This is a genomic window from Sorangium sp. So ce176, assembly GCF_051519835.1.
Taxonomy (GTDB): domain Bacteria; phylum Myxococcota_A; class Polyangia; order Polyangiales; family Polyangiaceae; genus Sorangium; species Sorangium cellulosum_G.
In genome coordinates, this window is the sequence record NZ_CP150371.1 from 8,358,805 (window position 1) to 8,371,695 (window position 12,891).

Annotated in this window: 10 protein-coding genes; 4 read left to right on the forward strand and 6 right to left on the reverse strand. The window is 72.7% G+C overall.

Annotated elements, in window-relative coordinates:
- Window positions 1–416: 416 nt before the first annotated feature.
- Window positions 417–1,502 carry an acyltransferase family protein gene (locus WMF42_RS31460; RefSeq protein ID WP_437686459.1) on the forward strand — a complete coding sequence of 362 codons (1,086 nt, stop codon included), beginning with the start codon at window positions 417–419 and terminating at the stop codon, window positions 1,500–1,502.
- Window positions 1,503–1,528: 26 nt separating this feature from the next.
- On the opposite strand, the gene WMF42_RS31465 is transcribed toward WMF42_RS31460, so the two are convergent.
- Window positions 1,529–2,821, reverse strand: coding sequence for a glycosyl hydrolase family 18 protein (locus tag WMF42_RS31465; RefSeq protein ID WP_437686461.1), 1,293 nt, complete (start codon window positions 2,819–2,821; stop codon window positions 1,529–1,531).
- A 154-nt stretch (window positions 2,822–2,975) separates the two neighbouring features.
- On the opposite strand from WMF42_RS31465, the gene WMF42_RS31470 reads away from it, so the two are divergent.
- The gene (locus tag WMF42_RS31470; RefSeq protein WP_061610239.1) at window positions 2,976–4,847 is read left to right on the forward strand and encodes a HEAT repeat domain-containing protein; all 1,872 of its coding nucleotides are present in this window, start codon (window positions 2,976–2,978) and stop codon (window positions 4,845–4,847) included.
- A 525-nt stretch (window positions 4,848–5,372) separates the two neighbouring features.
- Here WMF42_RS31470 and WMF42_RS31475 read toward each other — a convergent pair.
- On the reverse strand, window positions 5,373–6,290 hold the full coding sequence (locus WMF42_RS31475) for a TIGR01777 family oxidoreductase (protein WP_061610240.1): 918 nt from the start codon (window positions 6,288–6,290) through the stop codon (window positions 5,373–5,375).
- Between the two features lie 135 nt (window positions 6,291–6,425).
- Here WMF42_RS31475 and WMF42_RS31480 point away from each other — a divergent pair, with 135 nt between their 5' ends.
- Window positions 6,426–7,526, forward strand: coding sequence for a hypothetical protein (locus WMF42_RS31480; protein ID WP_061610241.1), 1,101 nt, complete (start codon window positions 6,426–6,428; stop codon window positions 7,524–7,526).
- Window positions 7,527–7,618: 92 nt separating this feature from the next.
- On the opposite strand, the gene WMF42_RS31485 is transcribed toward WMF42_RS31480, so the two are convergent.
- Entirely contained in the window at window positions 7,619–8,392 is a 774-nt protein-coding gene (locus tag WMF42_RS31485) for an acyl-CoA desaturase (protein ID WP_061610242.1), read from the reverse strand.
- A gap of 143 nt (window positions 8,393–8,535) precedes the next feature.
- On the opposite strand from WMF42_RS31485, the gene WMF42_RS31490 reads away from it, so the two are divergent.
- On the forward strand, window positions 8,536–9,306 hold the full coding sequence (locus tag WMF42_RS31490) for an NTP transferase domain-containing protein (RefSeq protein WP_061610243.1): 771 nt from the start codon (window positions 8,536–8,538) through the stop codon (window positions 9,304–9,306).
- Here WMF42_RS31490 and WMF42_RS31495 read toward each other — a convergent pair.
- The 3 genes from WMF42_RS31495 to WMF42_RS31505 form a co-directional block, all read right to left on the reverse strand.
- Window positions 9,303–10,292, reverse strand: a complete 990-nt coding sequence (locus tag WMF42_RS31495; protein ID WP_437686465.1) for a D-cysteine desulfhydrase family protein — start codon at window positions 10,290–10,292, stop codon at window positions 9,303–9,305. The genes WMF42_RS31490 and WMF42_RS31495 overlap by 4 nt on opposite strands.
- 82 nt (window positions 10,293–10,374) lie before the next feature.
- Complete coding sequence (locus WMF42_RS31500) at window positions 10,375–10,878, reverse strand: biotin/lipoyl-containing protein (protein WP_061610245.1); 504 nt, start codon at window positions 10,876–10,878, stop codon at window positions 10,375–10,377.
- Window positions 10,879–10,932: 54 nt separating this feature from the next.
- Entirely contained in the window at window positions 10,933–12,651 is a 1,719-nt protein-coding gene (locus WMF42_RS31505; protein ID WP_437686467.1) for a hypothetical protein, read from the reverse strand.
- Between the last annotated feature and the right edge of the window lie 240 nt (window positions 12,652–12,891).

Consider the following 12,891-nt stretch of genomic DNA (forward strand, 5'->3'; position numbering starts at 1 on the left):
GGGACGGCAGGAACCACCCGCGCCGCGCGCACGGGCGCCGCAGCGCGGCCGCTCCCCACCACCCGGTCGCTCCGGCTCGGCGCCCCCCTCGGGCGGCGCGCTGAGCCGTCGAGAGGCCGAGGGCGGCTGACCGCTCGAGGGCGCCGCGTCGGCTCACCCCGGAAGGCGCCGTCGAGGCGAAGCGCACGTCGACGGCCACCGACCCGCACACCGCCCAGGCCTCGACGGTGCTCGAGACCATCAGGGTACTCGAGCAAGGAGGATCCAGCGCGCCGCCGCCGCCATGAACCCCCCGGACTACCGGGCACGCCGGACAGCCTCGGATCAACCAACATCGCAGCAAGGTCGCTGACCGACTGCGCACGAGAAACCCACGCTTCCGTGGCTCACCGCTCCATGCACACTACATTCTTCGCATGCGGCTCCAATCGCTGGACATCTTCCGTGGCATCACGATCGTCGCGATGCTCCTCGTCAATTTCCAGGACAGCTTCCCGGCCATCTATCCGCCCCTGGCCCACTCCTATTGGGACGGCTGCACACTCGCCGACACGATATTTCCCGCCTTCCTCTTCATCATCGGCGTGACCCTGCACATCTCTCTGTCGGCGCGCCGCGCGCGGGGCGCGACCGACGGCGAGCTCGCCCGCCAGATCGTCCGGCGCGGCGCGATCTTCATCCTGCTCGGGCTGTTCCTCTCCGCGTTCCCGTTCTTCCCCGCAGAGCGCCTCACCGAGCTGCGCATCCCGGGCGTCCTCCAGCGCATCGGCGCCGCGTACATGCTCGCCGCGCTCCTCAGCCTCAGGACCACGGCCCGGCAGCAGGCCTTGATCATCGCCGCGGCCCTGATCGGCTACTGGCTCGTCCTGCGGCGCTATCCGCTCGACGACCCGCACCGGACGCTGCCCGCCCTCGTGGACCGCGCTCTGCTCGGAGGGCACATCGCGCGCAAGGGCTGGGACGCGATGGGCGTCCTCGCCACCCTCCCCGCGGCGATGACCGTGATGCTCGGGGGCCTCGCCGGCCGCTGGCTGACAACGACCGCCGGGCTCCGCGCGCGCATCGCCGGGCTCCTCGCCGCCGGCGCCGCGGGGATCGCGCTGGGCCTGCTCTGGAGCCGCGTGTTCCCCTGGAACCGCAGCCTCTACTCGAGCTCGTTCGCGCTCTTCACCGCCGGCGTGGCCGCGGTCGTCCTCGCCGCCTGCATGTGGATCGTCGATGTGCAGCGATGGCAGCGCTGGGGCGCGCCATTCCTCATCTTCGGCGCCAACCCCATCGCAGCCTACGTGGGCTCGACAATGATGGGACACCTTCTCTACTTCGTCACCAGCACAGGAGACGACGGCGCGCGGACGAGCGCGCTCCAGATCCTGTACACGCGCCTGTTCGCGTCGTGGCTCTCGCCGCTGAACGCCTCCCTCGCCTTCGCGCTCGCGGCGGTCACCCTCTGGCTCGTGCTCCTCTACCCCCTCCACCGCCGGGGCATCTTCCTCAGGGTCTGACGCGCCGCGATCACGCGATCACGCGATTACCTCGGGAAGTGGCGCTCGATCATCGAGAAGAACGCCGCGCCGCCCGGCTCGCCGCCGATGCTCCAGTACGTCACCCCACCGAGCCCGCCCTGCCGCGCGGCGACGACCTTCTCCTCGAGCGACCCGAGGTCCTCGAAGAAGAGGTGCTCGCCGCTCGCGAGCACCCGGTTGGGCGACCTCCCGGGGGCGAACCGCTCTCCCCCGTCCTCGGAGCACCGGCTCATGTGGTCGGTGCTCGTCGCGTAGACGTCGCCCGCGAGCTCCCGGCACCTGCTGAGCGGCTCGCACCCCACAACGGCGCCCCCGCCCTCCGGCGACGCCGGCCCCAGCAAGCCGTAGTTCGGCAGCCCGAGGATGAACCTCTCCCGGCGCGCGCCGCCGTCGATCCCCCCGATGTACGCGACGGTCCGCTTCAGCCACCCGAGCGGCGCGACAGGGCCCGCGTGCGGCCCGCCGCCCCAGTGGTAGTCGTAGGTCATCACGTGCACGTGATCCGCCGAGGCGCTCAGCGCCTCGTAGTCGAAAACGCCCCTCGCGGACGCGACCGCCGGGACAGCGAGCGAGAGCGTCTTTCCGCGCGCGTGGAGGGCCCGCGAGAGCACGTCGATGAACGCCGAGAACGCCGCCCGCTCGGCCTCGACTGTCTCGCCCGGCCCGAGCACGGACGCGAGGTGCTCGTAGTCGACGTCGATCCCGTCGTAGCCGTTCTCCATCACGATCGCCACGAGCCCCGCCACGTGCTGCGCCCGGAGCGCAGGGTCGTGGATCATCGCGTGCACCGCGACGACGTCGGGCCTGTCGACAGCGGCCACGAGCGGGACGAGCCGGGTGCGCCCCCCGCCGGCCGCCGTCGCGTCGAGGACGCGCCGGTCGTGGAAGCCCGCGAACGGCGTCGCCCGGCCGCGCGGGTGGTTCTCGAACGTCGTCGGCGAGGCGACGCGCCACCACTTCGGGTGGACGGCGTCGAACGCGCCGGCATGGGCCGCGAACGTGTCGTATCCGAGCTCCGTCGACGCGGGATCCCCGAGGAACTCGTGCAGCCAGCCGCAGAAGCGGTGATCGCCGGACGACGCCTCGCGCGGCGGCGCGGCGGCGAGAACGTTGGACGCGTTGGACGTGTCGGACACGTTGGACGCGTCGGGCACGTTGGACGCGTCGGGCGCGCCCGGCGCAGCCAGCTCGGCGCCCGGCGCGTCGAGGACCAGCGGCGTGCGCTGGCCCGCGTCACCGCAGGAGAGGACGGACGCAGCGGCGCAGGCGATCGGCAGAGCCAGAGGAGACAGCTTCATGTCGGCCGCCGCTCTAACAGACCGCCCGCCGCAGCGTCAGCCGGGTTCTCGCGGTTCCGCGGGGCGCCTCACGCCGCGCCCGCGATGCGCCGTTTGACGGTTCCTCCATCGCCGCGCGCCGGCGCCGCGGCGTTGTACTACGCTCGCCCGGCGCATGACCCAAGGCGTCCGCCCCCTGCACGAGCTCCGCGACGAGGCCCGCTCCGCGCTGGCCAGGAGCGATCTCTCCCGCGCGCGCGACGCGCTCTTCAGCGCCCTCCAGCACACCATCGCGCGCGAGGAGGACTACGTCGCCATGACGGAAGACCTCCGCGACGTGCTCGTCCGGCTGGGCGACCACCGCAGCGCGCTCACCGTCGCCTGGTACGCGGGCAGCGAGCACGGCCAGCGCCCCCTCCTCGCGCACGTCCCGCCGATCGACCGCGCCCGCACCATGCTCGCCTGGGCCGAGCGCGAGCAGGACCCCGAGCGGCAGAAGCGGCTCCACGCCCGCGCCGCCGACGAGTACGAGGCCGCCGGCCTCGTCGCGCAGGCCGCCATCGCCCGCGAGCGCGGCCAGGACTTCGCGCGCGCCCGCGCCCTCTGGTCGCGCCTCGCCCAGCTCCTCTCCGCGTCGGGCAGCGACCTCTACGCCGCCGGCCTCGCCCGCTTCAACCTCGCCCGCACCTCGCTCCGCACCGGCGACGCCGCGGCCGCGCGCGAGGCCGTCTTCGCCTCCGTCCACCTGCTCGAGGAGGCCGCCGACAGGTACGAGACCATCGGCCAGCGCGAGCGCGCCTTCGACTGCTACCAGGTCCTCATCGCCGTCGGGCGCGAGAGCCGCGCCTTCGAGCACGTCCTCGAGGGCTACGTGAACGTCATCCGCATCCTGCGCGAGGACCACCTGCGCTACTACGCGCTCCAGTCCTACGAGGAGGCGGTCGCCGCGGCCGAGAAGCAGGGCGAGATCTCCGCCGCCGCCACGCTCGCCCGCGAGATGGCCACGTACGCCCGCAAGGAGGGCCTCGCCGCCGTCGCCAACTTCGCCGTGCTCACGCAGGCCCGCCTCTGGCAGGAGGTGTCCGCCGTCTCGCAGAAGCGCGCCGCCCCGCCCGAGATCGCCGAGAACGCGCTGCTCGCCGCGGTGATCGCGCTCGGCGAGGCAGGGCAGTACAGCAAGGTGGGGGGCGTCTACCGCGCCCTGACGCAGCTCCCGCTCGAGGAGACCCGCAAGAAGCACTACGCCCGCGCCGGCGGCCGCTACGTCGACGCGCAGGACCTGCCGATCGACGCCTCGCCGCTGCCGGCGCACCTCCGCCACGAGCTCGGCTTCCCCGACGTCTGGCACATCGATCTCGTCGAGTGGGAGCAGGCCGGCAGCGCGAGCCAGGCGTGCGGCGACATCGTCCTCGACCCGGCGCAGTGGTCCGAGGTCACCCGCCGCCGCGCCATGCTCGCCCGGCTGACCGCGCTCGCCGTCGAGGGCGCGACGCCCGAGGCCGCGCCCGCCTCGAGGTCGCCCGCGCAGCAGCTCATCAGCCTCGCCGAGCAGCTCGCGACGGTCGAGCTCTACACGATCCTCTCGCCGCTCGAGCACCTGTTCCGCCGCCCCGAGCCGAAGATCCGGGTGGCCGTGGTCCGCGCGCTCTCCCGCTTCCTCTACAAGCGGACGTTCATCACGCTGCGCGACGCGCTCGTCGACCCCGACCCCACCGTCGTCCACGAGGCCGCGCGCGCGCTCGAGGAGCTCCGCTTCGCCCACGCCTTCGACCCGCTCGCCCGCATCTACCGCGAGTCGCAGGCGCCCGCCGTCCGCGCCAGCGCCGTGCGCGCGATCGCGAAGATAGACACCCTCGAGGCCGGCGAGCTGCTGCTCGGCATCCTCCAGCACGAGGGCGCCGAGGAGCGCGCCGCCGCCGTCGAGGCGCTCAAGCGCGCGCGCGGCATGAAGTTCGTGGAGCTCGCCCGCAGCGCGCTCGCCGAGCTGCCGACCTCCGCGCAGTCCGTTGTGCGCGAGATCCTCCAGAGTCGCGGCATCAGCCACTGAGCGCGCGATCGCACCCGCCGCCCGCCGCCCGCCAACCGAGCCGGGGTGGTCACCTGTCTGGACAGAGGCAAAAAACGGCGCCCTGTCCCCACCCCCGCTCACGCAGAAAAAACCGCCTCAGACGAGCAACCCTGCGATTGCGCGGTGCGCCAAGGGGGATTCCCTAACGACTTTGGTTCTCGCATGGGCTGCAGGGGGTGCACGGCGGCTTCCGGTCGGGATACCCTGCACGCGCCAATCCAACTCATCCCGAGAGATTCTCGGCGGATGATGTCGTAAACATGAAAGTGGACGGAGCGCTTGGGGGAGCGCTGGGAAACCGCCGTCCGGGCTCCCGATGGTGCGCTGCTCGACAACGGTCGACTTCTCAGCGCGCCACCGGCGGCTCTTCTTTTTGCGTGGACAGCCGCCGGGCGCCGCGCGCTGCGGCGCCCGGCTGCCCAGCCGCTCCGCGGGCCAGGCGGGAGAGCGCGCCGGCGCGCCCGGCGGCTGACGCTCGCGCGCCCGGCGGCTGGAGCTGCGCGCTCAGCGGCTGAAGATCGACTCGAGCGCCGGCACGAGCCGGGCGTGGCGGAACTTGTAGCCGAGCGCCTCCGCCCGGCGGGGATAGACGCGCTGCCCTGTGGTGATGATCTCGGCCGCGTCGCCCATCCCGAGCTTCACCATCGCCTCGGGCACGCGGAGCCACGAGGGCCGGCGGAGCACGGCGCCGATCGCCCGCGCGACCTCCTCGCCTGTCGCCGCGTGCGGCGCGGTCACGTTGAGGGGGCCGCGCACCGCCTCGTCGTCCAGGGCGAGCAGGGTCAGCCCCACGACGTCGTCGCGGTGGATCCACGAGGTCACCTGTTTGCCGTCGCCGATCGGCCCGCCAAGGAAGAACCGGAAGGGCGCGATCATCTTGTCGAGCGCGCCGCCGCCCTCGCCGATCACCACGCCGATCCGGAGCTGCACCGACCGGACGCCGTGCTGCTCCTCGACGGCGCGCGCCGCCTCTTCCCAGTGGACAACGACGTCGGCGAGGAAGCCCTCGCCGGGCGGCGCGTCCTCGTCGAGCACCCGATCGCCCGGCTGCGGGCCGTAGTAGCCGACAGCGGAGGCGCAGAGGAACGCGCCCGGCTTGCGCTTCGCCTTGCCGATCGCCTCGCCCATGAGGCGGGTCGTGTCGATGCGGCTCCTCACGATCTCGCGCCGCGCGTCCTCGGACCAGCGCTTGACGATCGACTCGCCCGCGAGGTGGATGACCCCGTCCACCCCGTCGAGCTCCTCGAACCACGGGCCCGGCCGGTCGGGGCTCCACGACACGACGCGCGCGCCCGGCAGCGACGCCTGGGTGCGCCCCACGTCGCGCGTCAGCACCGTCACGCGATCCCCCCGCGCGAGCAGGTCCTTCACCAGACCGCGCCCGATAAACCCGCTGCCGCCAGTGACAAGAACCGTCTTCACAGGACCGTTCTATCACGGCTCGGACGGAGGGGGCTCCCGCTTCGGACGCCGGCGTCGCAAAGGAGGCGCGCCCGGACGGCGGCGAGCTGTCCAGTCGTGACGCGGAGCGCGGGAGACGGTAAGACGCCGGACGTGATGGATGACCTAGAGACCTTCAAGAAGCTTCCTCTCGGCGGCCTCGATCGCCGCGCGCTCGTCGGGGCGCTGGCCGAGCACGGCGCGCGCGTCGCGACCGAGCAGCTCGCCGAGCACCGCGCCCGCATCAGCCCGGCCGGCGCGCGCATCGCCCCGGACACGGCCGTGCTGATCCTGGGCGGCTCGAACGGCATGACCCGCGCGCTCGCGCTGCAGCTCCTCTTCGGGGAGCGGGCCGCCGTCTTCGCCGTGCACTTCGACAGCGAGAAGATGCAGATCGGCCCGCACCACGTGAAGGCGATCACCGAGGCGGCCGAGGCCGAGGGGCTCACGGCGCGGTTCTGGAACAACGACGCCACGAAGCCGCAGGCGATCGACGAGGTCGTCGCCGCGCTGAAGGAGCGGTATCGGGCGGTGCACCTCGTGAACGGCATCGCCGCCGGCGCGATGAAGCGGTACGCGGAGCACGGGCCGACGAAGGTGAAGGACCTCGACGTCGCGTTCGACGCGGTGCTCCAGATCCCGGACTTCTCGCGCCCCGAGAACATCCGCAAGCTCGGGCTCGTCGAGGTGGACGTCGCGAACGACGCGGACATCGAGCGCACGAACAAGTTCATGGGCACGTCGTCGCTCCTGTGGGCCGAGCCGCTCGCCGCGGCGGGGCTCCTCGCGAAGGGCGAGAGCGTCGTGTCGTTCTGCGACTACGACTACCCGAGCGACGATCCCGTCTACGCCATGGGGCCGCTCGCCGGGGCGAAGCTGCTCCAGCGCAAGACCATGGCGGAGATCCGGGAGCGGTTCGGGGTGCTGACGTCGCGCATCTGCTATCCGGCCCTGGCGACGACGGCGCTCGGCGCCATCCCGGGCGGGCTGCTGATGTACGGGCTCAGCACGCAGATCCTGAAGGAGCGCGGGCAGTTCAAGGACATCATCGACCTTGCGCGCGAGACGATGGAGATCTGGCGCCCGGGCTACGACGGCAGCGATCTCCGGGTGGACGCGGCCTATCAGGCCTGCCTGCCGGAGTTCAACAAGCGCAAGGAGCAGATCGGGCCGAAGGACGTCCCCGGCGGGTTCCGGCTGCTGTACGAGAACGCCTGAAAAAGAGAGGCGCGCGGTGCCTAGGCCCCGCGCGCCTCGCTCGACGGCCCCGGCGCGGCCGCGCCCGACGCGCGGCCGGCGGCCGATCGCCGCTATCCCTCGGCCTGCGCGACCTCGGGCTCCAGCCGGGCGACCTGGCGCTTGTCGGACATCTGGAGGATGCCCAGCCAGGCGAACACGCGGATGACCTGATAGGCCGGGTCGATCTCGAACCACCGCACCGCGAAGTTGGGGCTCATCGCGTACTTGTGGTGGTTGTTCTGGAAGAGCTCACCGAGCGTCACGACGTCGAGGATCAGCGTGTTGCGCGAGTCGTCGTCGCTGTTGAAGTTGCGGTAGCCGTAGCGGTGGCCGCACCAGTTCACGATCGCGCCGTGCAGCGGGCCCATGGTCCAGTGGAGCGGGAGGAACAGGAACTGCCACCAGTGCGAGGCGAAGGCCATGTAGAAGACCGCGTAGCCCGTGCCCCAGGCGAGGCGGCTGATCCACGAGTTGCCGATGCGGTCGAGCGTGGGCCACTCGGGGTAGCCGCCGAGGAAGCGCGGCTCCACGTCGGCCTTGCCCTCGTAGATCGCGTCGTAGCGCTTCGCCGTGTCCCACATCATCGTGCCGACGTTCGCGTAGTACCGCGGCGAGTGCGGGTCCTTCGGCGTGTCGCTGAAGGCGTGGTGCATGCGGTGCAAGATCGCGTAGACCCACGGCACGAGGTACGAAGAGCCCTGCGTGAGATACGTCAGGAAGTGAAAAATCCGCTCCCAACGTTTCGACATCGTGAACATTCGATGCGAGGCGTACCGGTGCAGGAAGAAGGTCTGGAAAAAGACCGACAGCGTAGAGTGGGCGATGAGGACGACCGCGATCTCCATGCTTTGGCTTCTAGCCCGGGGGTCGGCGGCAGGGGGTCAGCTCACGGTCACGATTCCGTAAGGGGGGCCTGGATCCATGGGGTTTCGGGTTGCTTCTCATGTCGCGGTGATCGCCCGAGTCTGGCCGTGGTAACGGCGGCGTCGTGAAGGCCGTGATCATCGGGGCGGGCCGGGGCAGCCGGCTGCGTCACCTGACCGAAGAGCTGCCGAAGACGCTGGTCCCCATCCTCGGCCGCCCGATGCTCGACAGCGTCCTCGACGCGCTCGCGGCGGGCGGCTTCAAGCGGTCGGACGTCGTGTTCGTCTGCGGCTACAAGGCCGACGTCATCCGCGCCGCGTACCCGGATCTGACGTACGTCGAGAACCGCGACTGGGAGCAGAACAACATCCTGCTGTCGCTGCTCTGCGCGCGCGAGCACCTCGAGGGCGGCTTCGTCTCGACGTACGCGGACATCGTCTACCGGCCCGAGATCGTGGCCGATCTGGTGCGCTCCCCGCACGACATCGCGCTCGCCTGCGACACGGACTGGCGGCGGCGGTACGTGAACCGCTCGCAGCACCCCGAGACCGACGCCGAGAAGCTCCGCGCCGACGGCGCGGGCCGCGTCGTGGAGGTCTCGCGCCGCATCCCGTCGGCGTCGGCGACGGGCGAGTTCATCGGGGTGATGAAGCTCTCGGCGCTGGGCGCCTCGCAGTTCCTGGCCGCCTTCGACGCCGCGCGCGCCGCCTTCTCGGAGCGCCCGGAGTTCCGCGAGGGCCGCACGTTCCGGCGCGCCTACCTCATCGATCTGCTCCAGAGCATGATCGAGTCGGGCGCCGCGCTCCACAAGGTCGACACCCACGGCGGCTACATGGAGATCGACACCCTGGAAGACGCGTCGCTCGCCGACGCGTGGTGGCGCGGCGGGACCTAGAGGGCGTCGGTGAAGTCCGCGGCCTGCGCGAGGAGCCCGGGCAGGCCGCCGGTGTGGAGGAACAACACCCGCTTGCCCGAGAGCTCGCCCCGCTCGGCCATGTCCCAGAGCCCGGAGAACGCCTTGCCCGTGTACACCGGGTCGAGGATGAGCCCCGAGAGCCGCGCGACCTTCAGGATCCGCGCGCGCTGCACGGGCGTCGACGCCCCGTGGGCGGGCCCCTTCGCGGAGTCGTCGATGACGAGGTGGGCGGGCGCGCCGAGGCGCGGATCGAGCGAGCGCGCGTCGTCCATGATCTCGAGCGCGACGCGCGCGAACGTCGCCCTGTCCTCGCACACGGCCATCGCGCGCACCTCGCCGGCCACCTCGTAGCGGGACGCGCCGAGCGCCGTGCCGGCCGCCGTCCCGCCCGAGCCGCACGCGTGCACGATGACGTCGAACGGCTTGCCGCCCGCGAGGCCGAGGTCGAGCTGCTTGCGGATCTCCTCCATCGCGCGCACGTAGCCGAGCGCGCCGAGGCCGTTCGAGCCGCCCTCCGGGATCACGTAGGGCCGGCCGCCCGCCGCGCGGATCTCGGCGGCCGCCTCGGCCATCACGGCCTCGCGGCCCCGGTACGCCTCGGGCGAGATCAGCCGGATCTCCGCGCCGGCGAGCCGGTCGAGCAGCACGTTGCCCTCGAGCGGCGCCGGGGCCGACGGGACGGCGGTGCGCAGGAACAGCACCGCGCGCAGGCCGAGCGAGGCGCAGAGCAGCGCTGTCGCGCGCGCGTGGTTCGACTGGAGGCCGCCGCAGGTGATCACGCAGTCGGCGCCCTCCTCCTGCGCGTCGGCGAGCAGGTACTCGAGCTTGCGGATCTTGTTGCCGGCCTCCGCGCCCGCCGTCATGTCGTCGCGCTTCACGTGAAGGTCGACGCCGAGCGCCTCGGCGAGCCGCCGCGGGCGCTGGATCGGGGTAGGAAGGTGGCTCAGCGCGAGTCGCTTGCGCATCGTGTCTCTCCCATCTCTCTCTGCCGGGGGAAGCGCTGCCGGGGGAAGCGCTGCCGGGGGAAGCGGACGGCGGCCGGCGCCGTCATCCGACCTCGACGAGCCGCGCGCCGCTCTCCACGGCGGTGCCGGGGGTGGCGTAGATCTTCTTCACCACGCCGCTGCGCGCCGCGCTGAGCTCGTTCTCCATCTTCATCGCCTCGACGACGACGAGCGGCGCGCCGGCCAGCACCTCGTCGCCCTCGCTGACGAGCACCTTCAGGACCCGGCCCGGCATGGGCGACGTCACGAGCCCCTCGCCCGTGGCCGGGCCGGCGCTCGCGGCGCTGCGCAGGTCCCTCGCCCGCTCGCTCTCGACCCGCGCCGTGAAGCGCCGGCCGTTCGCGACAACGCCGACGTCGGGCGGCGCGCCGTCCAGCCGGAGCTCCACGCCGCGGCCGTCCAGGCGCAGGTGCACCGAGGCGCCCTGCCCGAAGGCGTCGGCCGCGAGCGTGCGCCCCTCGACCGAGACCTGCACCTGCCCGTCCGGCAGGTGGGTGACGTCGACGGGGATCTCTCGGCCGGAGGGGAGGGTGACGTTGTATCGCATCGCGTCTGGTTGACCTCTACACGAGCCTCCGGCGGCCGGGGAGCCCTGGTCGGCTCAGTGGATCACGCCGAGCTTGAGGGTGAGCAGGTACTGATCGGGGAGCTCGGCGCCCGCGGCGTCGTCGAACGCGCCGCCGGGGAAGAAGGCGCCGGCCTCGGTGCCGAGCTGGATGGTGACGAGCCTGCCCATCGCGATGCGCGCGTCGACGCCGATGTCGAGCTCGACGCCGAGATCGTGGCGGCGCCGGTCGCCGCCGTCGTAGCTGGAGAGGCCGCCGCCCGCCCTGGCAGGGCCGTACGGGTCGACGAGGTCGGCGGTCGTCTCGGCGATGACCGCCCCGGCCTTCAGGTCGAGCCAGCGCGCCGGCCGCACGATCATCCGCGGGTTGACGTAGGCGGCGCCGAACACGCCGCCCTTCGAGGGCAGCCACCGGATGCCCGGCTCGGGGGACGCGGCGAACAGCTCCCGCTCGGCGATCGTTGCCGCGCGCGCCGTCTTCCAGGCGAGCACATGGTCGAACAGGATGAGCCCGACGTTGTGGCTCGGGTCGAACGTGAACCGCCGCGCCACGCCGTCGCGCGGGTCGTCGTCGCCCGAGGCGTAGCCGGCCTCGATCTCGGTGACGAGGCGCCCGAACCGATCGGCCGGCCGCGGGCCGCGCCCGGCGACGTGCACCGCCCCGAGCATGGCCGCGCCGCCGATCGAGCGCACCGCCACGGGCGCGCGCTGGTCCCCCGGGCCGGAGGGCGGCGTGGGCCCGCTCGGCGCGAACGACGTCGCGCCGAAGATCGCCGCGGCCTCGAGCTCGCCGTAGACGTGGGCGCCGCCCCCCGGCACCGGCGCGTCGAACTTGCCGGTCACGTCGAGCACCATCGCCGCGAGCATCTCGGTGAACTGGGCGAGGCTCGTCTTCGCGCGGCGCTCGCGCGTCTGCCGCCGCAGGGCGCCGTGGACCCCGATCTCGCCGCGCCGCGCGCGCCAGAGCGCCGACACGACCGCCTGGAGGGCGCGATCCCCCTCCCCTTCGTCCTGCCCGTCGACGTCGTTTCCGAGCAGGTCGGCCGCGCTGTCCTCGAACACGAGGTCGGCAGCGACGGTCACGACGAGCGGCCCGGTCCGGCCCATCGGCGTCGCCGCGAAGAGGACGCGCTCCATCAGCGAGCCGCGCTCGGGGTCGCCGAAGAGGGTCGCGCGCTCGCCGTCGTTGGCGAGGAGCCCCATCCCCCAGTGCGCGCCCTGCTGGCCGACCCGGAAGACGCCGGCCGACGTCGGCACCTCCAGGTAGAGGTAGCGCGGGTGCACCTCGTACCAGGAGAGCTCGGCGCGCGCGTCGCGCACCTGCTCGACGTGCCGCGTTGTGTCCCCGGCGATGAGCCCGCGGACGACGTCGATCTGCGCCACGATCGAGGCCTTGTCGGCAAAGTGGAGCCGGGGCGAGAGGCGCAGCCAGTGCGCGATGTACTGGTGCTGCCCGAGCGTCGTCGCGCCCGGATCGGACAGGGGCGGCGCCCGCAGGCGGAGGTCGGTCATGGCCCGGTAGCGGAGCTGGTACTCGCCCTGCAGCGAGAGCGTCGTCCGGTCCGGGTCGGGCGGGGGCAGCGGCGCGCGGCCCGTGTCGAGGACGAGCCGCTCGTCGAAGTCGCCGGCGGCCGGCGGTGCGCCGCGATCGGCGGTCGCGTTCGCTGTCGCGATCCCGGCGGGCTGGGCGGCGGCCGGCGAGACGAGCCCGACAGCAAACGCAAGCGTGGCGGAGAAGGCGAAGGCGAAGCGCATCGGAAGCAAGCGGTCGCGCACCGGCGCCCGGCCGGGAAACGCGCCGGGCGGAGGATAGGCGGATCGATCGCGGCGGGGCACCGGATTCTTCCGTCGCCGGCGGGCGCCCCGGGAGCGCGCGGCCGCGATCCGGGCTCCGGGGGCGAGCGGGACCGGGCCAGGGCGCCGGAAGGAAAGGGAGAAAGCGCCGGCGCCTCGGGCGGTTGTGTCCGGTGCCGTCGCTCCGGCCAGAGCACGGTT